The sequence below is a fragment of the Ruegeria sp. CH11 genome, from assembly GCF_056537105.1.
In genome coordinates, this window is sequence record NZ_JBQFQX010000001.1 from 244,801 (window position 1) to 264,606 (window position 19,806).

Here is a 19,806-nt window from a genome sequence, read left to right on the forward strand (position 1 = left end):
GGCAAATCCTGCAACAAGGAAGCCCGACATGCAGTTCACTATTCAGCAAATCGCTCAGTCTCTTGGTGCCGAAGCCGAGGGACAAACCGATCTGACGATACTGCGCGCAGCGGAGCCTGGTGATGCGGGGCCAACCGATCTGGCAATGGCCATGGCACCAAAATATGCCGAGGCTCTTTCAACAGGCGGCGCACGGGCCGCTGTTCTTTGGGAAGGAGCGGACTGGAAGGCCCTTGGCCTAGATGCCGCGATCTTTGTGAAACGTCCCCGAATGGCGATGGCGGGGATAACGTCGATGTTGGACCGGGGGCAGGGTGTCGCCGAGGGCATTCACCCGTCGGCAGTTGTAGACCCCACCGCGGAGATTGGTGCTGACGTATCAATTGGACCTCTGGCCGTGATCGGTGCGCGTGCGCGGGTTGGGGCAGGCTCGGTAATTGGGTCGCATTGTGTGATCGGCATGGATGCCTCAATCGGTGAAAACGCCGTATTGCGCGAAATGGTCAGCATCGGCGCGCGGTGTCAGATCGGTGACAGATTCATCGCCCAACCCGGTGCGCGTATCGGAGGGGACGGTTTCAGTTTTGTGACACCCGAAGTGTCAGGGGCCGAAAATGCCCGAAAGACCCTGGGCGATCAGGGCGAGGCCAAGGCGCAAAGCTGGCTGCGCATCCACTCGCTTGGCGCGGTCGAGATCGGAGATGATGTCGAGGTCGGCTCAAACTGCACTGTCGACAATGGCACGATCCGCAACACGGTGATCGGCAGCGGGTCGAAACTGGATAACCTCGTGCATGTGGGCCACAATACGCGGGTCGGAAATGATTGTTTGCTATGCGGTCAGACAGGTGTTTCCGGTTCGGTTGAAATAGGCAACAACGTGGTCTTGGGTGGCCAGACCGGGGTTGTAGACAACATTTTCATCGGCGATGGCGTGATCTCGGGCGGCGGCACCAAGATACTGTCCAACGTTCCTGCCGGACGTGTCATTATGGGCTATCCCGGTATCAAAATGGAAAGCCATACCGAGATATACAAAGCGCAGCGTCGTCTGCCCCGATTGGCCAGCGACGTAGCGGCTTTGAAAAAGGCTGTTTCCAAACAGCCTCCGAGCGATTAAATCATCCCCAACGCGACAATCAGGGGAACGATATGAGCATCAGCGACCGCGTCATCGCAATCATTGCAGAGCAGGCCGTGCTGGAGCCATCGGATGTCACACCCGACAGCACCCTCGAGGATCTGGGTATCGACAGCCTGGGCCTGGTCGAAAGCATTTTCGCTATCGAAGAAGAGTTTGACATCTCGGTGCCGTTCAATGCGAATGAGCCAACTGCCAGTGATTTTGACATATCGAATGTCGCGAAGATCATCGCGGGTATCGAAAAGCTGGTGTCGGAAAAGGTCTGACATAATCTCATGAAGCGCGTCGTCATTACCGGGGCCGGTACAATCAACTCACTGGGCCACTCGGTGCCCGATACGCTGGAAGCCATGCGCGAGGGTCGTTGCGGAATCTCTGAGTTGGAGTTTCGTGATGTCGAGAGGCTGGCTATCAAAATCGGTGGGCAGGTGCGCGGGTTCGAGGCTGAAGGCCGTTTCAACCGCCAGCAGATGACCCTGTATGATCGGTTCACGCAGTTCACGCTGACCGCCGCGAAAGAGGCCATCCAGCAATCCGGGATCGAATTTCACGGTGACGTGGCCGCGCGCTCTGGGGTGGTTCTGGGGACAGCTGGTGGTGGTGTTTCGACCTGGGACGACAATTACCGGTCCGTCTATGAGGACGGAAAGAACCGTGTGCATCCTTTTGTGGTGCCCAAGCTGATGAACAACGCAGCGGCAAGCCATGTGTCGATGGAACACAACCTCAAAGGTCCCAGTTTTACTGTTTCAACCGCTTGCGCGTCGTCGAACCACGCCATGGCGCTGGCGTTTCAAATGGTCCGCAGTGGCGCCGCGCCGGCTATGCTCACTGGCGGTTCAGAATCGATGTTGTGCTTTGGCGGCGTCAAGGCGTGGGAGGGGTTGCGCGTCATGTCCAAAGACGCCTGCCGACCTTTTAGCGCCAATCGCAACGGCATGGTGCAAGGCGAGGGTGCTGGCGTCTTCGTATTTGAAGAATATGATCACGCTCGGGCGCGCGGCGCGGATATCCTGTGCGAAGTGGTCGGCTTTGCAATGTCCTCGGACGCGGCAGATATCGTGATGCCCAGCAAACAGGGCGCCTCGCGCGCAATGGCCGGGGCACTGGCGGATGCCGGGCTGAACGCCAGCGACGTTGGCTATATCAACGCGCACGGGACGGGCACCGCGGCCAATGACAAGACCGAATGCGCGGCTGTTGCAGATGTATTTGGCAAACACGCCGATGATCTGATGATTTCATCGACCAAGTCGATGCATGGTCATCTGATCGGCGGCACCGGCGCGGTCGAGTTGTTGGCGTGTATCATGGCTCTGCGCGACGGGGTTATTGCGCCGACAATCGGCTATGAAGAACCCGACCCCGAATGTGCCCTGGATGTGGTTCCGAACGAGGCGCGCGATGCGAAAATCGATGTGGCGCTTAGCAATGCCTTCGCATTTGGTGGGTTGAATGCAGTTCTGGCACTGAAACGCGTCTGAAGCGTCGTTACGCTACAAAAAAAAGCCGCTGGTTGGAGCCAGCGGCGCATTTGTTTCTGCTCGGTTCAGTTCTCGAGCGGTATCAACTTGTCAAAGCCGCTGGTGAAGCCCGCCAAGGACATTTCAGTCTCGAGCAACTGAGTGGGGGCAAGAATTGACACCAGAGAAATAGTCGCCGTGGTGCCACCTTTCATCGCGTCAATATCGCCTTGGGTGAAGCCTAGCTGCGCGACACACCCGACCCGGTTGCAATGGTGATAGTCGTAACGCTTGCCCGGTGCGCCGTCGATGGACAGAGCAACCTGTGCCTGAAGCATGGTTTCAAGTGGTACGATCAGGCTTGCACCGGCAACAGCCGCGTTTCCCTCGGGCAGTTTGTTGACGGAAATCTCTGCAAAGGGCAGACCCTCTTCGCCCAAAAGAACCTGGCGCAGAAGACAGGGATCGTTGCCATCTTCGGTTTTCAGGCAGGTGATATTCCAATCGCCACTTTCTTCTTTGACATATTGCTCGCCAACGCGCGGACCTTCTTCGCCCAGATCCAGATCGGATCCGGCTTCGGTTTGCGGGACCTGTGCTTCGGTCTGCTCTTCCTGGGCCGCTTCTTGTGCGAAGACCGCGCTGCTGAACAACGCTGCGGCGACGACGTTGAAGGTGAGAAGGTTCTTGATCATGAATGCCTCGTGTTGCTGATCCAGCTTTTTGTTCCGTCTATCATCCTTGCTTGAGACTGTCAGGTTCAAACCGACGCACCAAAGTTTAAATTGTCGGATTTCCGCCGTTTGAGGGGAGTTTCAATGCGTCGACACAACAGAAAAGGGAGCCGGTACAGCGGCTCCCTTGACGTTTTGGTTCTCCCCGTCGGACTGGCCGACTTAGTTATGGCGCGACGTTACGAAAGGCGAACCCAGTGGTCAACTGTTAACCTGAAAAAGTGATGCATTTCCTTCGATAAACCATCAAAGACGCAAAAAAGAGCCGTGCCCGAAGGCACGGCCAGTCGACAGGGAGGAAGTCGCTTTCCGCCCGGAACACCGCTTGGAAAGCAGATTGACTATCGCACCCAAAGGTTAACTTTGTATGCTTTGGACAGATCGGTAGAAGTTGGGACAGGTATCAGATGGAAAACAAGTTATTCGTTGGCGGTGGCGGAACCGAGTATGGTCAGCCACAGGGACTGGCGTTGGATTACGCAAACCGGCATGGTCTGATTGCCGGGGCCACGGGAACGGGCAAAACCGTGACACTGCAAATTCTGGCCGAGGGGTTTTCGCAGGCTGGCGTTCCGGTTTTCCTCGCTGATGTCAAAGGCGATCTTTCGGGGCTCGCAAAACCCGGCAGTGCAGATCACAAGCTGCATCAGGCGTTTCAGGACCGGGCATCCCGGATCGGCTTTGATGCGTTTTCCTACGCAGCATGCCCGGTGACCTTTTGGGACCTGTTCGGGGATCAGGGTCACCCGGTTCGTACCACTGTCACGGAAATGGGACCGCTGTTGTTGTCCCGCTTGTTGGAACTGAGTGAGGCGCAGGAGGGCATCCTGAACATTGCTTTCCGCGTCGCGGACGAGGAAGGCATGCCGCTGCTGGACCTCAAGGACCTGCAAGCTCTTCTGGTCTGGATAGGCGAGAACAGAGAGCAGCTGTCACTGCGCTATGGCAATGTATCGACCGCCTCGATCGGTGCGATTCAACGTCGCCTGCTGGTATTGGAAAACCAAGGTGGCACCAATCTTTTCGGCGAACCTGCGCTTGATCTGTCCGATCTGATGCGTGTGGACGAAAACGGGCAGGGGATGGTGAACATTCTGGCCTCGGACAAACTGATGGGCGCGCCGCGCCTGTATGCAACGTTCCTTCTGTGGTTGCTCAGCGAACTGTTCGAGGAACTGCCCGAAGTTGGCGACCCGGACAAACCCAAGCTGGTGTTCTTTTTTGACGAAGCGCATCTGCTGTTCGATGATGCCCCAAAAGTTCTGGTGGACAAGGTCGAGCAGGTCGCGCGTCTGATCCGCTCCAAGGGGGTCGGGGTCTATTTTATCACGCAGAACCCGGCCGATATCCCTGAAGATATTCTGGGCCAGCTGGGCAACCGGATACAGCATGCCCTGCGCGCATTCACCGCTAAGGATCGCAAGAACCTGCGACTGGCCGCCGAAACTTATCGCGAAAACCCGGCCTTCGACACGGAAACAGCCATTCGCGAGGTTGGCGTGGGCGAGGCCGTGACCTCGATGCTGGAGAAAAAAGGGATACCGGGGGTGGTCGAACGGACGTTGATCCGGCCACCCGGGTCTCAACTCGGGCCGATCACAGCGAGCGAGCGAAAGGCGTTTGTGGCGGCGTCCAAGATGGCTGCGAAATATGGTGAACGGGTAGACCGCAAATCCGCCTATGAAATCCTTCAGGCCCGTGCCCAAGCAGCAGCGCAAGCCGCAGAGCAGGCGGAAACCGAAGAGGTTCTGGCCAGCCAGTCCCCGATGGAACGCGAGTTCAGCGCCGCCAGACGGTTTTCCGGCAGCCGGGTCGGGCGGTCTTCGGCTCGGATCACCCGGCGCAAGGACACGTTCGCATCAGCCATGAGCGAAGCGGTGATCAAGGAATTGAAAGGCACGACCGGTCGCCGCATGGTCCGGGGCATATTGGGCAGCTTGTTCAAGAACCGCTGATCGCCTGGAAAGGACGCCTTGCGCACAACGGCAAGGCGCTCCGACGGTCACTGATTAAGACGGCGCTGACCTTCCTGTCGGCAATAACGATCCGCTTCGGGCACCGACATCTTGGTGGCCGGGAAGTCAATTGCTCGGTCCCACGTTACCCGGTTTTGCCGGTACAACTGGCAGGTCACCACACCTTTTGGCGTCTGCACTTTGACCGGAGTGGTCTCAAGATCTTCGGGGGTTGGGATACAACCGGCCAGCGTCGCGGCAAGTGGCAGCGCAATCAATACGGTTTTGATACTGAGTTTCATCGGGTTCACTAACGTCCTGCAATGGTTAACAAGAGACTTCGCCCAATCCCGCCCGAGACACCCATGATGCAATGATCGCAGGACGCTTCGGTTAGGTGAGTGGTGACCCCGGCGTTTACAAAATATTTACCTTTCAGGCAAGAAACCGCGCCGTTTCTGAGGCGCGGTTCCCAAAATTCCCCTCTGAATGCGGGCTATTTTTCCGGAATCAGCCCTTTTGGATTGAATCTGAGCACAAGCAGCAGAACCAGTCCCATGGTGAACAAGCGCATATGTGCAGCGCTCTCTACCAGATGGGCCTTCAGCGCACTGCCATCGGGCAATCCGGCTGTGATCAGACTCATCAGCCACAGACCGATTGGCTCTACCTGCACCCACAAGAACCAGATCAGGAAAGCGCCAAGAACCGCGCCGAAATTGTTGCCCGAGCCGCCAACAATCACCATCACCCAGACCAGGAAAGTAAAGCGCAACGGGTTGTACGTACCAGGCGTCAACTGACCGTCCAGCGTGGTCATCATCGCGCCCGCAATGCCACATACAGCAGAGCCCAGTACAAAGATCTGCAGATGACGACGGGTGACGTCTTTGCCCATCGCCTCGGCCGCGACCTCATTGTCGCGAATGGCGCGCATCATACGGCCCCAGGGGCTTTTCAGCGCCATCTGCGCCATCCACAGCAGCGCCAGCAGCACGATCAGAAACAGCAGCGAATATCCTAGCTTTACCGACAGGGTCGATGCGATTACAGGGTCGAGCCCAAGCCAATCGGCACGCGCAAGGAAAGAGGGGTCTTGCTGCAGATCGACCTCATAGCCGACCACCGGCGCGGGGCGCGGAATGCCATAGACATTCTTGACGCCACGCGCCAACCAATCCTCGTTCTTCATGATCGCGATAATGATCTCGGCGATGCCCAGAGTGGCAATCGCGAGATAGTCCGAGCGCAAACCCAGTGCAGTTTTTCCGATCAGCCATGCAGCACCTGCGGCCAACAACCCGCCAGCAGGCCAAGCCAGCAGAACGGGCAGGTTCAGACCGCCGATGTTGCCGGCAATGGCAGGATCTATCGCCTCGATTGCGGCGACATTTGGATCGAAAAGGGCGCGGTAGACAAAGAAACCGACGATCAAAATCCCGATGATGGCAAGGGTCTGGGTACGCCCTTTGGGCATCTTCTGCGCCACCATCACGGCCGCAACCACTGTCGCGGCCCCCAGCAGCAGCGCCAGGATGACACCATAACCGCCGCTTGACCAGGCGCCGGGTGTTGGCGGAGTCGAGACAAGCACAACCGCCAGTCCGCCCAGCGCGACAAAGCCCATGACACCGACGTTGAAGAGGCCGGCAAAACCCCATTGCAGGTTCACACCGATCGACATGATGGCCGAGATAAGACCCATGTTCAGGATCAGGATCGCAGCGTTCCAGCTTTGCATGAAGCCCGTGAGCAAGATCAGCGCGCCGACGACGACAAAGAGCAGCGTATTTTTGACCGTCTCGCTCATATCACTTTCCCCTTGAACAGGCCCGTGGGCTTAGACAGAAGCACGATCAGCAGGATGACGAAACTGACTGCGAATTTGTAATCGGTGGACAGGAACTGCACCAATCCGGATGGTTCAAGGCTTTCCGGTGCCAGATAGGTCAGCACCTTTTTCCAGGCATAGGTGATGGTAACCTCTGAGAACGCGATGATGAATCCGCCCGCAATCGCCCCAATCGGGTTGCCAAGGCCACCGACGATGGCCGAGGCAAAGATAGGCAGCAGAAGCTGGAAATAGACGAACGGCTTGAAGCTTTTGTCGAGGCCGTAAAGCACACCCGCCGTGGTCGCCAGTGCTGCGACGATGATCCATGTGATCATCACCACACGCTCGGGGTTGATGCCGGACAGCAGTGCCAGATCCTCGTTGTCCGAATAGGCGCGCATCGATTTACCGGTGCGGGTTTTGTTCAGGAACCAGAACAACAGCGCCACGGCGACAACAGCCACGATCACGGTAATGCCCTGAGAGGTCTTGATCGCCAGCCCCTCGCGCAGCCCGGTCATCGCCTTGAAGTCCCTTGCCGAGACGATGAAGCGCGCACCGTCCGAGAACCTTTGATCATCAGGCCCGATGATGAACCGCACCAGCCCGTTCATGATGAACATCACGCCCATCGACACGATCACAAGAATGACCGGTTTGGCCTTTTGTTCCCGGTAGAACCTGTAAACCAGCCGGTCGGTGATTAGCACCAGAACGATACAGCCCAGAATGGCAAAGGGCAGGGCCAGCAGAGCGGTCGGCAACGGGCCGAAGCTAACCCCGGCGGCTTGCAGGCCCCACGTGACCAAAACGGCAATCATTGCGCCAAAAGCCATCGTGTCACCATGGGCGAAGTTCGAGAACCGCAGGATGCCATAGATCAGCGTCACCCCCAAAGCGCCCAGCGCCAACTGGCTGCCATAGGCGATTGCGGGAACAAGAACGAAGTTGGAGAGCGCCACAAGGGCGTTGAGGAAGTCCATTAGCCATTTACCTCGCAGCGGCCAAGGCCGGTCAGGCTTATACCTTTGCCCACAAAGACGTGGGTCGTGTAAGCGACAATCCCATCAGCGAATAAGCTGAAGGTGTATGAGGCTGAGCAATCGGAATCCCAGCCATGTGCTGTCATCAGGTCGTCGGTCACTTGCTGGACTTTCAGTAACGGCAACCCACCATCTCCGAGATCAAGACGAAGCTCGTTGTCGGGCAAAAGTACAAACTCAAAATCAACACCTTGACCCGTCTTGGTTGACTGACAAGCATCGATATTGGCACACGTGTAATCCATCTTACACTTTGTGATTTCTTGTGCTGTGGCCCCACCGGTACCGACCGACAGAAGTGCTGTGAGGAACAGAACTTTCATCCTCACCCTCCCAAGAAACTCTTGCGAACTTCCGAATCGGCCAGCAGTTCCTTGCCCGTGCCGGTATAGGCATTCCGCCCCTGAACCAGCACATAGCCCTTGTCTGCAATCTCCAGCGCCTGACGGGCGTTCTGTTCAACCATCAGGATCGGCAACCCGGTGCGAGAGACCTCGATGATCCGGTCGAACAGCTCATCCATCACGATGGGCGATACGCCGGCGGTGGGTTCGTCCAGCATCAGCACTTTGGGCTGGGTCATCAGCGCGCGGCCCACGGCGACCTGTTGGCGTTGACCGCCCGATAGCTCTCCGGCCGCTTGATTGCGTTTGTCACGAAGGATGGGGAAGAGGTCATAGACCTGCTCCATCGTCTGGCTGATGTCGTCGCGGCGGATGAAAGCGCCCATCTCAAGGTTCTCTTCCACCGTCATCGACGTGAAGATATTCGAGGTCTGGGGTACAAAGCCCATTCCGCGCACCACACGGTCTTGTGGGCTGAGATTGGTGATGTCTTCGCCATCCAACCGCACGGACCCTTGGCGAACATCCAGCATCCCGAACACTGCCTTCATCGCAGTGGATTTACCCGCGCCGTTGGGGCCGACGATTACCGCGATCTCACCCTTGTCGACCGCAATGGTGCAGTCGTGCAGGATGTCCGGTCCTTTGCCGTAACCGCCTGTCATGGTGTCGCCGATCAAAAAGGGGCCGCCTTCAACCCGATGCGTCTGACCGCTTTTGCGGTGGGCGGGGGTCATGGTGCCAACCCCATGCGTATTGGTGATCGAAGCGTCCTTGTTGCCCTTGTCGTCCTGGTAGGGGTTGTCGCTCATGCGCCCGCCTCCAGCTTGTCTTTATTCTTCAGGCCGGTTCCCAGGTAAGCCTCGATCACGTGCTCGTTGGCTTTGATCTCGTCCAGAGTGCCCTCGGCCAGAACCTTACCTTCGGCCATGCAGATGACCGGGTCGCAAATTTTGCCGATGAAATCCATGTCATGCTCGATGACCACGAACGTATAGCCGCGTTCCTTGTTCAGGCGCAGGATCGTGTCGGCGATGGTCATAAGCAGAGTGCGGTTCACACCCGCGCCGACCTCATCCAGAAACACGATCTTGGCGTCGACCATCATGGTGCGACCCAGTTCCAGCAGCTTTTTCTGACCGCCCGAGACCTGACCAGCCTTGTGATCGGCCAGATGTTCGATGGTCAGAAACTCCAGCACCTCATCGGCCTTGGCTTTTAGCGCGCGCTCTTCATCGGCGATGCGCTTGCGTCCGAACCAGGTGTTCCACAGCGATTCACCCGATTGCGCGCCGGGCACCATCATCAGGTTTTCGCGGCACGACATGGACGAAAACTCATGCGCAATCTGGAACGTGCGCAGCAAACCCTTGTGGAACAGATCGTGCGGCGGAAGGCCGGTGATCTCTTCGCCATCCATGAAAACGCGGCCCGAGGTGGGCGGCAGAACACCTGCGATCACGTTGAACAGAGTGGTTTTTCCCGCGCCATTCGGCCCGATCAGCCCGGTGATTGACCCTTTTTGGATTTCCAGCGATGCCCCATCCACCGCATGAAACCCGCCGAAATGCTTGTGCACGTCTTCGACGACGATCATTTTTCTCCCCCAGCCGCCAATTTTTAGGCGTTATAGTCCCATCCCCAAGCAGGGTGCGGCCTTTTGTCATTGAAACAGCCCGGACACAAGGCCCGGGCTGCTTGTTTTTATGACTGTTCGCGTCGGATCAACGGAAGTTGACGGTCTTGTTTTCGCCGTCGGTCACTTCGATCTCACGATAGGATCCCGCGCTTTCACCGGGGCCGATCAGTTCAACGCCGGATGCACCGACATAGTCAACCTCCTGGCCTGCGGCCAGCAGTTCCAGACCTTTGGCCAGTTCGCCGGGATAGATTTTCTCACCCGGAGCGTTGGCAACGTCCATGATCTTGGAACCATAGTCGGCCGGGTTGGCCGAGCCCGCTGCCTGCATCGCCAGCATGAACAGCGCAGCGGCGTCATAGGCTTCAGGCGAATAGGGCGACGAGCCGTCGAAACCGGCCGCTTCGGCCATGGCAAAGTACTTCTCGGCACCTTCGCCGCCTGATCCTGCGATCTGACCGAACGAGCCGTTCAGGTCAGGACCGACGTTTGCGGGCAGCGAGTCACCGATCATACCGCCGGGCAGACCGAAGGTGTCAAATGCACCGCTGTCCAAGGCAGACTGGATGATGCCCAAACCACCTTGGTCCAGATAGCCCGCAACAACCAGGATGTCGCCACCAGCTGATGCCAGCGCGCCAACTTCGGCCGAATAGTCCGCCTTGCCATCTTCGTGCGCGGCAACGATGGTCACTTCGCCACCCGAAGCCTCGAAGGACGACTGGATCGCGTCGGCCAGACCTTTGCCGTAATCGTTGTTGGTGTAGGTCAAAGCGATCGAGCTGATGCCGCGGTCGTTCAGGATGTCAGCCATGACCTGACCTTCACGCGCATCCGACGGTGCCGTGCGGAAGAACAGGCCATTGTCTTCCATGGTCGACAGGCCCGGCGACGTCGCCGAAGGTGAAATCATGACCATGCCGTTCGGAATCGCGACGTTCTGCAAAATCGCACCCGTCACCCCCGAGCAATCGCCGCCAATGATGCCCGCGACGCCGTCGCCGATCATGCGTTCGCCATTCGAAGTTGCCAGACCGTTGTCGATGCAGCCAGTGTCAGCGCGCGTGCCGGTGACGGACGTACCATCCAACAGTTTGCCGGATTCGGTGACCTCGGCCATCGCCAATTCCGCACCCGAGCCCATCGCAGGCGCCAGCGATTCAATCGGGCCGGTGAAGCCGAACAGAATGCCCAGTTTTACGTCGTCGGCCATGGCGGTGCCGGCCAGCAGAGCGGTTGCTGCGGTTGCAGTAAGCAGCTTTTTCATTTGGTTACTCCCTGTTTTGAACGTTTTCGTTCTGGGCACGACCCTAGGCAAGCTGCCCGGAAAAGAAAAGTGCTAACGCAACTGTGCTTTCCCAAGCAGCAATCCTATTTGTTTTAATGGATTTGTTGCCGATCCGGCGGCATCACCAGAGGTTTGGACCAGAAGATTGGGCCAAAAATTGGGAGTGTTACCATGCTGAGAGCCTGCACCCTTGCGATCCTTCTGCTGTGGGGCGGATTGACCAATGCCCAAGTCATTGAAACCTCGGTTGGGCCGATTCAGGTAACACCGATGGTAAAGGGTCTGGGTACACCATGGGCCATTGGTCTTTTGCCTGATGGCAGTTTTCTGGTGACCGAGCGTGACGGGGACTTGCTGTACATCAAAGATGGTAAATCGCGCCGCGTCAAAGGCGTGCCCAAAGTAGCCGTCAAAGGGCAGGGCGGTTTGCTGGATGTGACCGTCGCGCGAAACTTCGGAACAAGCCGCGAGGTATTTCTGTCTTTTTCCAAGCCACAGAAGGGTGGTGCCGGAACTGCCGTTGCAGTTGCCCGCCTGTCCGAATCCGGCGACCGATTGACCAATCTTCGCGTGATCTTCGAAGCCATTCCGGGCGGCAGCGGCGGGCGGCATTTCGGCTCGCGCGTGGTCGAGGCGGCGGATGGGACGCTATTTGTCACAATTGGTGACCGAGGTGACCGACCGCAGGCGCAGGACCGGTCGAACCATATGGGAACCGTAATTCGGATCAACCGGGATGGTACGGTCCCGGCGGGCAACCCCTTTGTCGGCCAGCCCGGCATGCGCCCTGAAATTTGGAGCTATGGTCATCGCAATCCGCAGGGCGCAGGCTTGGATGCGCGCGGTCAGCTGTGGGTGTCCGAACACGGTGCGCGCGGTGGCGACGAGGTGAACATGGTGCGTCCAGGGGCGAATTACGGATGGCCTGTCATTTCTTATGGCGTCCATTACTCGGGGCAAAAGATCGGCGAGGGGACAACGAAGCGGGGCATGGAACAGCCCCGGCACTATTGGGACCCGTCGATCGCCCCGTCCGGTCTGCTGGTTTACTCTGGCAAGCTCTGGCCGCAATGGAAGGGCAGCCTTTTTGTCGGCTCGCTAAAGTTCGATTACATCGCAAGGCTATCCGGGCAACCCTTGCGCGAAGTTGAGCAGATAAAGGGCGGTGAAACCGAACGCGTCCGTGACATTGTTGAGGCACCGGACGGGTCGATCTGGTTCATTTCTGTGGGGCAGGGCGCGGTTTACAGGATGTCGCCGCAACCCTAGAACGGATTTACGACAACCCAGCGGAGAATTCTGTGAAACTATTTCTTGCCAAGATGTTACTTGCGCTCTGTGCGTTACCTGCCTTCGCCGACGAAGCTTTCAGTTCTTACGAGGACTACGAAAATTACATTGAACAGAAGATAAAGAATCGTGAGTTTACGAATGTCGTTCTGCGTTTGGGCGGAGCCGACGAATTCACGCCCGAACAATTGAGGGTCATACAGACTCAACTGCGCGACGCTGTGCCCTATTATCTGACAAACACTGCCATTATGGAGCGTGTTGAGCTTTCCAATGGCTTTTCCCACGAAATGCGCGCGTTTTGGAACGACAAAAACAGCTATTTCTTCTACTATGCGCTTGTCCACGAGCGCGAAGATGGCGTGCTGGTTCTGCGGTTCAACATGAACACAAGTTCCGAAGAACTGTTTAAACTTTATTGATGTCTTAGACCGACAAACGCCCGGCCTGCGCGCCACGCTCGCGATAGGGCGTGGTGTTGTAATGGGCCCGGTAGCATTTCGAGAAATGCGACGGGCTGGCAAAGCCGCAGGCGAGCGCCACGTTGATGACGCTCATGTCGGTCTGCATCAACAGGTTGCGCGCTTTGTGCAGGCGCAGTTCCATGTAATAGCGCTTGGGCGAGCGGCTCAGGTAGCGGCGGAAAAGACGTTCCAGTTGCCGGGTCGACATGCCCACATCCTTGGCCAGAATCGACGGTGAGATCGGTTCTTCAATGTTTTTTTCCATCATCAGGATGACCTGACTCAGCTTGGGATGGCGGACCCCGATGCGGGTCGGGGTCGACAGGCGCTGGGTGTCCTGATCGGTTCGGATCGAGGAATAGATCATCTGATCTGCAACCGCGTTGGCCAATTCTTCTCCATAATCATCTGCGATCAGTTTCAGCAACAGGTCGATGGAAGACGTTCCACCGGCGGTTGTCATGCGGTTTCCGTCGATCTGAAATACCGCCTTGGTCAATTCGACCGAGTCAAATTCTTCCGAGAAACTGTCCGAGTTCTCCCAGTGGATCGTGGCACGTTTGCCGTCGAGCAACCCCGCCTTGGCCAACGAATAGGCCGCCGTACACAAGCCGCCGATCTTCAGCCCTTTGCGCGCTTCGCGCCGGACCCAGTTCAGAACACGCTTGGTCGTTGCCGCCTGCACGTCGACACCGCCGCAGATCAGAACCACGTCATCGCGCTGCAACTCCTGCAAATCGCTGTCCAGCTTGAATGTGGTCCCCGCCGAACACTGCACGACCTCTCCGCCTTCGCCCGCCAGCGTCCAGCGGTACAGCTCGCTATTGGCCATGCGGTTTGCGATACGCAGACTGTCCAGTGCCGAGGCAAAGGACAGCAGTGAGAACTTGTCGAGCAAGACGAAAACAAAGTGCTTCGGCTTTGTGGTATCGCTGTCCACAGTGACAACTTGGCGTTGCTCTTGCATGGCGAATTGTCCTTGATTCGGTGCTGGCCGGAAACATCCCCGGTCGCTGATGTGGCCGCAACCATGCTCAAAGCTTGTTTGCTGCGTCAAGAGGCGCAAATCGGATATGGTCACTCTTCAAAGCTTTTTGTATAGAGACAGCCTGAATTACCTCAGCGGAGATCAAAGCTATGACCGAGTGGCAAAAATCGAACTGGCGCAACAAGCCCCGAGTTCAGATGCCCGACTATACCGACGCGGCCGCGCTGGCCAAAGTCGAGGCTCAGCTTTCGCAGTATCCCCCGCTGGTTTTTGCTGGCGAAGCACGGCGTCTCAAGCAACATCTTGGTGCCGCCGGTCGCGGCGAAGCCTTTCTTTTGCAGGGTGGGGATTGCGCCGAAAGTTTTGAACAGTTCAGCGCAGACGCAATTCGCGACACATTCAAAGTCATGCTGCAGATGGCCATGGTGCTGACCTATGGTGCCAAAGTGCCTGTGGTGAAGGTCGGTCGCATGGCGGGCCAGTTTGCCAAACCGCGCAGCGCGCCGACCGAAGTGGTCGATGGTGTGGAACTGCCCAGCTACCGTGGCGATATCATCAACGAGTTGGCATTCACGCCCCAAGCGCGCATTCCGAACCCAGCCAAGATGCTGCAGGCCTACACCCAGGCCGCGGCGACGCTGAATCTGCTGCGCGCATTCTCGACCGGTGGTTTCGCCGATATGAGCCGTGTTCATTCCTGGACGCTTGGTTTTACCGACGAGCAGGATGTTCAGAAGTATTCCGAGATTGCGGACCGCATTCAGGACACGATCGACTTCATGGGCGCGGCGGGGATCACTGCGGACACGACGCATGAGTTCTCGACCGTCGAGTTCTACACCAGCCATGAAAGCCTGTTGCTGGAATACGAAGAGGCGCTGACCCGTCTGGACTCGACTTCAGGCAACTGGCTTGCCGGTTCCGGGCACATGATCTGGATCGGCGACCGCACGCGTCAGCCCGACGGTGCGCATGTCGAGTTCTGCCGTGGCGTTCAAAACCCGATTGGCCTGAAATGCGGTCCAACCACGACGGCGGAAGACCTGAAGGTTCTGATGTCCAAGCTGAACCCGGAAAATGAAGAAGGTCGCCTGACCTTGATCGCGCGCTTTGGCGCAGGAAACGCGGGCGAGCATCTGCCGCGCCTGATCAAGGCCGTCAAGGAAGAAGGCGCCACTGTGACCTGGGTCTGCGATCCGATGCACGGCAACACGATCAAGTCGGCCACGGGCTACAAGACCCGCCCGTTCGATTCTGTCCTGCGTGAAGTTCGCGATTTCTTTGGCGTGCATCAGGCAGAAGGGACAATTCCGGGCGGTGTTCATTTCGAGATGACCGGCCTGGACGTCACCGAATGCACCGGCGGTGTACGTGCGGTGACCGAAGAAGACCTGTCGGACCGGTATCATACGGCCTGCGACCCGCGCCTGAACGCAACACAGTCGCTGGAACTGGCCTTCCTGGTCGCCGAAGAGCTGACGAACCTGCGCCGAAACGGGGCAAAGCGCGCCGCAAGCTGATCGTCGGAGCACAGAATTTGAAAGCGGCGGGCCCAGTGCCCGCCGTTTTTCTTTGGATCAGTCGTCGCGCGATGAGACCAGTCTGAGATGCGAGGCTGAGGGACTGAACTCGGCCTTATCCTCGGCAAACCCGGCATGCTCGCGCAACTGGGGCTGCATCTGAACATCGCGCACCGCCTTGATACGTGTATCCGCGATGCTAAAGCGGCGCGGTGTTGCGCCGATCGTGCCGTCACCGATAAAAACGCCAAGGACACGGCTGATATCGCCCAGATCGCTTTTCAGGGGCAGCAACAACATCCGCGCCTGCATCCGCGCCCGACCCATCTTGCCGGTCGAGACAAGGCTCAATTCGGCCACCGCAGGTTCGGAAAACACGCGATTCAGATGTTCTGTCATGTCGCTGCGTGCGCTGGGTTCGAAAAACGCGGTCACGGGCATGCCACGAACTTCCATGCCGGCAATCTTGTTCAGGTGGCTGCCAGCCAGCCGAAAGCGAGCCAGTCCCGGCGCGATCCGTTCGAGAATGAAGGTATATTCCAGAATATTCTCAAGTCCGCGTGGATCAATTTGCGAACGCATCGGAACCTCGCTGCCATCCAGCAGCGCGGTCCAATACGCTTCGGCCTGACGGATCGGGGACAGGCTGCGCCCACTGTCAAAGCGGTCCATTGCGACGATCTTTCCAAAACCCGAGCTGGAACCAATTCCAAAAAAGCTTTTCATTTTCATCACCCTAACGCCGATCAGCCGCGATTTTCGTAAAATGCCAACTATTGGGCAGATCACCGGCCTTCCAGTCCTTGTGTCTGAAAGATTGGCACGGGTTAATACAATTTTGGAGGAATTCTTTAACGATTGGTTAACTTCCGCATATGAATTGACGAATAAGCGAGGTCTTGCCCCCGACTGGCGGATGGCATTAGGTGCGGAAGGCAGATTTGAAAGGGCAGGCATGATCAAATCCATGACCGGGTTCGCCTCGGGCAAAGGGGCGCATGGCCCTCATAGCTGGAGTTGGGAGCTGCGCAGCGTCAACGGCAAGGGGCTGGACTTGCGCCTGCGCGTGCCGGATTGGCTGACCGGGCTCGAGGCGGCACTGCGGACCGACCTGTCCAAGGCACTTGCGCGCGGCAACGTGACTCTGTCCCTGCGGCTGAGCCGGGAAGAGACTGCGTCGGATCTAAGCCTGAACGTCCCGGCGATGCAGGCGGCATTGCAGGCCCTTGCGCAGACCGAAACGCTGGCGACAAATCAGGGTCTGACGTTGGCGCCATCGAAAGCCAGCGACCTTCTGGCTTTGAAGGGAATGGTCGAAGCCAGCGCCGAGGCGGACGATGCAGCGCCGCTGGTAGAACAACTCCGGTCGGAATTTGCCACATTGCTGATCGCATTCCTGGACATGCGAAAGACCGAGGGTCAGGCATTGGCCGAAATCCTGAACGCGCAATTGGACAGTGTCGAGACGCTTACCAGTCGCGCGTCAGAACTGGCCGAGCAACGACGCGACGAAATGGGGCAGTCTTTGCGCGAAAACCTTGCGCGCGTCCTGGACAACACTCAGGGTGCGGCCCCGGACCGGGTCGCGCAGGAATTGGCTCTGATTGCGGTCAAGGCTGATATCACCGAGGAACTGGATAGGCTAAAGGCGCATATCAATGCGGCGCGCACGCTGTTGACGCAAGACGGCCCGGTCGGGCGCAAGTTCGATTTCCTGACGCAAGAGTTCAACCGCGAGGCCAATACGCTGTGCTCGAAATCGCAAAACGCCGATCTGACGTCGGTTGGGCTTGAGTTGAAGGCCGTAATCGATCAGATGCGCGAGCAAGTGCAGAACGTGGAATAGAGACGGGAACATCGACATGGCAGATCGCCGGGGCCTACTTATCATTCTGTCCTCTCCTTCGGGTGCGGGAAAATCCACATTGGCCCGCCGGTTGATGCAATGGGACAGCGGGCTGGAGTTCTCGGTCTCGGCCACAACCCGCGCGCCGCGCCCGGGTGAGGAACACGGCCGGGAATACTATTTCCTGTCGGAAGACGCGTTCAAGCAGCAGGTCGCGGACGGCCAAATGCTGGAACACGCGCATGTGTTCGGGAATTTCTACGGATCGCCAATCGCGCCGGTGCGCGAGTCAATCAATGACGGTCGGGATGTCCTGTTCGATGTGGATTGGCAGGGCGATCTGCAGATTCGCAATTCCGATCTCGGCAAACACGCCTTGTCGATCTTCATCCTGCCGCCCTCGATCCCAGAATTGCGCCGCAGACTGGAAAGTCGCGGGCAGGACAGTGCCGACGTGATCGCCAAACGGATGCAGAAGAGCTGGGATGAGATCAGCCACTGGGGTTATTACGATTACGTTCTGGTCAATGATGATCTCGATGCGACCGAAGAGAAACTCAAGGCAATCGTCAGCGCCGAAAGGATGCGCCGCATCCAGCAACCGAAGCTGCAAGAGCATGTTCGCAAGTTGCAAAACGAATTCGAGGCCCTGTCATGACCCTTTACGCTCTGGGCGATGATGCCCCGCAGGTCCACGAAGACACCTGGGTCGCGCCGGACGCAAATCTTATCGGCAAAGTGGTGCTCGAGCAGGGCGCCTCGGTCTGGTTTGGTTGCACCATCCGCGCGGATCACGAAGAGATAAGGGTTGGTGCGGGCAGCAATGTTCAAGAGAATTGCGTCATGCATATCGACGCAGGCTATCCGCTGACGATCGGGCCGAACTGCACCATCGGGCACAAGGTTATGCTGCACGGTTGCACAATTGGTGAAAACACGCTGATCGGTATGGGAGCGATTGTTCTCAATGGTGCGAAAATCGGTAGGAACTGTCTGATTGGAGCAGGGGCGCTGATTACTGAGGGTAAGGAAATTCCTGACAATTCTCTGGTCATGGGCTCGCCCGGCAAGGTCGTTCGGCAACTGGATGATGCGACCGTAAAAAAGCTGACGCTCAGTGCATTGCACTATCAGGACAATATGCGCAGGTTCCGGGATCGGTTGGTGCCGGTTTCAACAGGCGGTTAGCCAGCAAAGGCCGCATCATGTCTACCGAACTGATCGAAGAATTCGTTTCGGCCATTCCGCTGCCTGCGCTGATGGTCGATCAGACCGAGCGGATTATTGCGGCCAACACGGACGCCAAGACCCTGCTGGGACACAGTATTCAGGGGCGCCACTTTGCCACTTTTCTGCGGCAGCCTCAGGTTATCGAATCGATTGAGCAAAGCTTGCGTGACAAGGCGCCGACGCGGACCCGGCATCTGTCGAATGACGGGGCGCAGGATACCACTTTTGATGTCGAATGCAGATATATGAACGGTGTCGGGGCGGTGTCCGGCGGCGCTGTTCTGGTGGTGTTTCAGGATGTGACCCATCTGGAACAGGCCAATCACATGCGTCGCGATTTTGTCGCCAATGTCAGCCATGAACTGCGGACGCCTCTGACAGCGCTGATGGGATTCATCGAAACCCTGCGCGGCCCCGCCCGGGACGACGAGGCCGCCCGCGACCGGTTTCTGCAAATCATGGCGGACGAAGCCAACCGGATGAATCGCCTTGTTGGCGATCTGTTGTCGCTCAACCGCGTCGAAAGCGAAGAGCGCGTGCGCCCGAAAGAGCAACTGGAGTTGTCGGGGCTGATCCAGTCGACGCTGAACACGCTGCGCCCGCTGGCGGATGATGCTGAGGTCACGCTGTCTTTGGACGCGCCTGACGATCCGGTGATGCTGCCCGGTGACAGCGATCAGTTGCGTCAGGTTTTTACCAACCTAATTGAAAACGCTATAAAATACGGTGGCAGCGGCGGGCGCGTCGATGTGCGCGTTCAGCCATCCGAGCGAGACACCGCAATGCGCGGTCCTGCGGTTCGCGTTCAGATCGTCGACAAAGGGCCGGGAATCGATGCGGTTCACCTGCCGCGTCTGACCGAACGGTTCTACCGCGCCGACAGTCACAGGTCGCGCGAGCTGGGCGGGACCGGGTTGGGGCTGGCGATCGTCAAGCATATCGTAAACCGTCATCGTGGACGATTGCGGGTGGAAAGTGAGCTTGGCAAGGGAACGGTCTTTACCGTGATCCTGCCGCGCTGATC

21 protein-coding genes are annotated in these 19,806 nt (G+C 57.9%); 11 read left to right on the forward strand and 10 right to left on the reverse strand.

The genetic code is table 11. The features are described from left to right. The first annotated feature begins 28 nt into the window (after positions 1-28). From lpxD to ACR0LX_RS01210, 3 genes are read left to right on the forward strand one after another with little or no spacing between them, the layout of a single operon-like run. Positions 29-1,120 carry a UDP-3-O-(3-hydroxymyristoyl)glucosamine N-acyltransferase gene (gene lpxD, locus ACR0LX_RS01200; protein WP_480569838.1) on the forward strand — a complete coding sequence of 364 codons (1,092 nt, stop codon included), beginning with the start codon at positions 29-31 and terminating at the stop codon, positions 1,118-1,120. Between the two features lie 32 nt (positions 1,121-1,152). Continuing rightward, entirely contained in the window at positions 1,153-1,410 is a 258-nt protein-coding gene (locus tag ACR0LX_RS01205; RefSeq protein ID WP_170711547.1) for an acyl carrier protein, read from the forward strand. Positions 1,411-1,419: 9 nt separating this feature from the next. Then, a complete protein-coding gene (locus ACR0LX_RS01210; protein WP_480569835.1) occupies positions 1,420-2,628 on the forward strand; it encodes a beta-ketoacyl-[acyl-carrier-protein] synthase family protein in 1,209 nt (402 codons plus the stop codon). Between the two features lie 65 nt (positions 2,629-2,693). Here the strand turns inward: ACR0LX_RS01210 and ACR0LX_RS01215 are convergent, their stop codons facing one another. Continuing rightward, entirely contained in the window at positions 2,694-3,302 is a 609-nt protein-coding gene (locus tag ACR0LX_RS01215; RefSeq protein ID WP_480569832.1) for an invasion associated locus B family protein, read from the reverse strand. A 446-nt stretch (positions 3,303-3,748) separates the two neighbouring features. Between ACR0LX_RS01215 and ACR0LX_RS01220 the strand changes: the two genes are divergently transcribed. Further along, on the forward strand, positions 3,749-5,296 hold the full coding sequence (locus ACR0LX_RS01220; RefSeq protein WP_480782238.1) for a helicase HerA-like domain-containing protein: 1,548 nt from the start codon (positions 3,749-3,751) through the stop codon (positions 5,294-5,296). Positions 5,297-5,343: 47 nt separating this feature from the next. On the opposite strand, the gene ACR0LX_RS01225 is transcribed toward ACR0LX_RS01220, so the two are convergent. The 7 genes from ACR0LX_RS01225 to ACR0LX_RS01255 form a co-directional block, all read right to left on the reverse strand. Continuing rightward, the gene (locus ACR0LX_RS01225) at positions 5,344-5,598 is read right to left on the reverse strand and encodes a hypothetical protein (RefSeq protein ID WP_480782239.1); all 255 of its coding nucleotides are present in this window, start codon (positions 5,596-5,598) and stop codon (positions 5,344-5,346) included. A gap of 194 nt (positions 5,599-5,792) precedes the next feature. Continuing rightward, positions 5,793-7,106, reverse strand: a complete 1,314-nt coding sequence (locus ACR0LX_RS01230) for a branched-chain amino acid ABC transporter permease (RefSeq protein WP_480569823.1) — start codon at positions 7,104-7,106, stop codon at positions 5,793-5,795. Continuing rightward, positions 7,103-8,113 (reverse strand): branched-chain amino acid ABC transporter permease, encoded by a 1,011-nt coding sequence (locus ACR0LX_RS01235; RefSeq protein WP_480782240.1) that lies wholly within the window; start codon positions 8,111-8,113, stop codon positions 7,103-7,105. The genes ACR0LX_RS01230 and ACR0LX_RS01235 overlap by 4 nt, the downstream gene beginning before the upstream one ends. Then, positions 8,113-8,496, reverse strand: a complete 384-nt coding sequence (locus tag ACR0LX_RS01240) for a hypothetical protein (protein WP_480782241.1) — start codon at positions 8,494-8,496, stop codon at positions 8,113-8,115. The genes ACR0LX_RS01235 and ACR0LX_RS01240 overlap by 1 nt, the downstream gene beginning before the upstream one ends. 2 nt (positions 8,497-8,498) lie before the next feature. Beyond that, a complete protein-coding gene (locus tag ACR0LX_RS01245; protein ID WP_480782242.1) occupies positions 8,499-9,329 on the reverse strand; it encodes an ABC transporter ATP-binding protein in 831 nt (276 codons plus the stop codon). Beyond that, positions 9,326-10,114 carry an ABC transporter ATP-binding protein gene (locus ACR0LX_RS01250; RefSeq protein WP_170658565.1) on the reverse strand — a complete coding sequence of 263 codons (789 nt, stop codon included), beginning with the start codon at positions 10,112-10,114 and terminating at the stop codon, positions 9,326-9,328. The genes ACR0LX_RS01245 and ACR0LX_RS01250 overlap by 4 nt, the downstream gene beginning before the upstream one ends. Positions 10,115-10,241: 127 nt before the next feature. Then, on the reverse strand, positions 10,242-11,423 hold the full coding sequence (locus ACR0LX_RS01255; RefSeq protein ID WP_480569808.1) for an ABC transporter substrate-binding protein: 1,182 nt from the start codon (positions 11,421-11,423) through the stop codon (positions 10,242-10,244). 192 nt (positions 11,424-11,615) lie between these two features. Between ACR0LX_RS01255 and ACR0LX_RS01260 the strand changes: the two genes are divergently transcribed. Beyond that, a complete protein-coding gene (locus tag ACR0LX_RS01260) occupies positions 11,616-12,713 on the forward strand; it encodes a PQQ-dependent sugar dehydrogenase (RefSeq protein ID WP_480782243.1) in 1,098 nt (365 codons plus the stop codon). A 32-nt stretch (positions 12,714-12,745) separates the two neighbouring features. After that, the gene (locus ACR0LX_RS01265) at positions 12,746-13,156 is read left to right on the forward strand and encodes a hypothetical protein (protein ID WP_480782244.1); all 411 of its coding nucleotides are present in this window, start codon (positions 12,746-12,748) and stop codon (positions 13,154-13,156) included. A 4-nt stretch (positions 13,157-13,160) separates the two neighbouring features. Here ACR0LX_RS01265 and ACR0LX_RS01270 read toward each other — a convergent pair whose 3' ends face one another. Then, the gene (locus ACR0LX_RS01270) at positions 13,161-14,165 is read right to left on the reverse strand and encodes a GlxA family transcriptional regulator (RefSeq protein ID WP_480782245.1); all 1,005 of its coding nucleotides are present in this window, start codon (positions 14,163-14,165) and stop codon (positions 13,161-13,163) included. Positions 14,166-14,335: 170 nt separating this feature from the next. On the opposite strand from ACR0LX_RS01270, the gene ACR0LX_RS01275 reads away from it, so the two are divergent. Next, positions 14,336-15,706: a class II 3-deoxy-7-phosphoheptulonate synthase gene (locus tag ACR0LX_RS01275; protein WP_480782246.1), complete on the forward strand. Its 1,371-nt coding sequence runs from the start codon at positions 14,336-14,338 to the stop codon at positions 15,704-15,706. A gap of 57 nt (positions 15,707-15,763) precedes the next feature. Here the strand turns inward: ACR0LX_RS01275 and ACR0LX_RS01280 are convergent, their stop codons facing one another. Continuing rightward, positions 15,764-16,432, reverse strand: a complete 669-nt coding sequence (locus tag ACR0LX_RS01280) for a PAS domain-containing protein (RefSeq protein WP_480782247.1) — start codon at positions 16,430-16,432, stop codon at positions 15,764-15,766. A gap of 229 nt (positions 16,433-16,661) precedes the next feature. On the opposite strand from ACR0LX_RS01280, the gene ACR0LX_RS01285 reads away from it, so the two are divergent. Genes ACR0LX_RS01285 through ACR0LX_RS01300 form a run of 4 tightly spaced genes read left to right on the forward strand, consistent with a single transcriptional unit; the run spans position 16,662 to position 19,804 of the window. Then, positions 16,662-17,552 carry a YicC/YloC family endoribonuclease gene (locus ACR0LX_RS01285; protein WP_480782248.1) on the forward strand — a complete coding sequence of 297 codons (891 nt, stop codon included), beginning with the start codon at positions 16,662-16,664 and terminating at the stop codon, positions 17,550-17,552. A gap of 16 nt (positions 17,553-17,568) precedes the next feature. Then, complete coding sequence (gmk, locus tag ACR0LX_RS01290) at positions 17,569-18,210, forward strand: guanylate kinase (RefSeq protein ID WP_480569787.1); 642 nt, start codon at positions 17,569-17,571, stop codon at positions 18,208-18,210. Continuing rightward, positions 18,207-18,740 (forward strand): gamma carbonic anhydrase family protein, encoded by a 534-nt coding sequence (locus ACR0LX_RS01295; protein ID WP_480782249.1) that lies wholly within the window; start codon positions 18,207-18,209, stop codon positions 18,738-18,740. Before gmk ends, ACR0LX_RS01295 begins: the two co-directional genes overlap by 4 nt. A 17-nt stretch (positions 18,741-18,757) precedes the next feature. Then, on the forward strand, positions 18,758-19,804 hold the full coding sequence (locus tag ACR0LX_RS01300) for a PAS domain-containing sensor histidine kinase (RefSeq protein ID WP_480782250.1): 1,047 nt from the start codon (positions 18,758-18,760) through the stop codon (positions 19,802-19,804). The last annotated feature ends 2 nt before the right edge of the window (positions 19,805-19,806 follow it).

Bases quoted from the DNA above. Each gene is read 5' to 3' on its own strand.
- lpxD (WP_480569838.1), top strand. From the start codon at position 29: ATGCAGTTCACTATTCAGCAAATCGCTCAGTCTCTTGGTGCCGAAGCC.
- ACR0LX_RS01205 (WP_170711547.1), top strand. From the start codon at position 1,153: ATGAGCATCAGCGACCGCGTCATCGCAATCATTGCAGAGCAGGCCGTG.
- ACR0LX_RS01210 (WP_480569835.1), top strand. From the start codon at position 1,420: ATGAAGCGCGTCGTCATTACCGGGGCCGGTACAATCAACTCACTGGGC.
- ACR0LX_RS01215 (WP_480569832.1), bottom strand. From the start codon at position 3,302: ATGATCAAGAACCTTCTCACCTTCAACGTCGTCGCCGCAGCGTTGTTC.
- ACR0LX_RS01220 (WP_480782238.1), top strand. From the start codon at position 3,749: ATGGAAAACAAGTTATTCGTTGGCGGTGGCGGAACCGAGTATGGTCAG.
- ACR0LX_RS01225 (WP_480782239.1), bottom strand. From the start codon at position 5,598: ATGAAACTCAGTATCAAAACCGTATTGATTGCGCTGCCACTTGCCGCG.
- ACR0LX_RS01230 (WP_480569823.1), bottom strand. From the start codon at position 7,106: ATGAGCGAGACGGTCAAAAATACGCTGCTCTTTGTCGTCGTCGGCGCG.
- ACR0LX_RS01235 (WP_480782240.1), bottom strand. From the start codon at position 8,113: ATGGACTTCCTCAACGCCCTTGTGGCGCTCTCCAACTTCGTTCTTGTT.
- ACR0LX_RS01240 (WP_480782241.1), bottom strand. From the start codon at position 8,496: ATGAAAGTTCTGTTCCTCACAGCACTTCTGTCGGTCGGTACCGGTGGG.
- ACR0LX_RS01245 (WP_480782242.1), bottom strand. From the start codon at position 9,329: ATGAGCGACAACCCCTACCAGGACGACAAGGGCAACAAGGACGCTTCG.
- ACR0LX_RS01250 (WP_170658565.1), bottom strand. From the start codon at position 10,114: ATGATCGTCGTCGAAGACGTGCACAAGCATTTCGGCGGGTTTCATGCG.
- ACR0LX_RS01255 (WP_480569808.1), bottom strand. From the start codon at position 11,423: ATGAAAAAGCTGCTTACTGCAACCGCAGCAACCGCTCTGCTGGCCGGC.
- ACR0LX_RS01260 (WP_480782243.1), top strand. From the start codon at position 11,616: ATGCTGAGAGCCTGCACCCTTGCGATCCTTCTGCTGTGGGGCGGATTG.
- ACR0LX_RS01270 (WP_480782245.1), bottom strand. From the start codon at position 14,165: ATGCAAGAGCAACGCCAAGTTGTCACTGTGGACAGCGATACCACAAAG.
- ACR0LX_RS01275 (WP_480782246.1), top strand. From the start codon at position 14,336: ATGACCGAGTGGCAAAAATCGAACTGGCGCAACAAGCCCCGAGTTCAG.
- ACR0LX_RS01280 (WP_480782247.1), bottom strand. From the start codon at position 16,432: ATGAAAAGCTTTTTTGGAATTGGTTCCAGCTCGGGTTTTGGAAAGATC.
- ACR0LX_RS01285 (WP_480782248.1), top strand. From the start codon at position 16,662: ATGATCAAATCCATGACCGGGTTCGCCTCGGGCAAAGGGGCGCATGGC.
- gmk (WP_480569787.1), top strand. From the start codon at position 17,569: ATGGCAGATCGCCGGGGCCTACTTATCATTCTGTCCTCTCCTTCGGGT.
- ACR0LX_RS01295 (WP_480782249.1), top strand. From the start codon at position 18,207: ATGACCCTTTACGCTCTGGGCGATGATGCCCCGCAGGTCCACGAAGAC.
- ACR0LX_RS01300 (WP_480782250.1), top strand. From the start codon at position 18,758: ATGTCTACCGAACTGATCGAAGAATTCGTTTCGGCCATTCCGCTGCCT.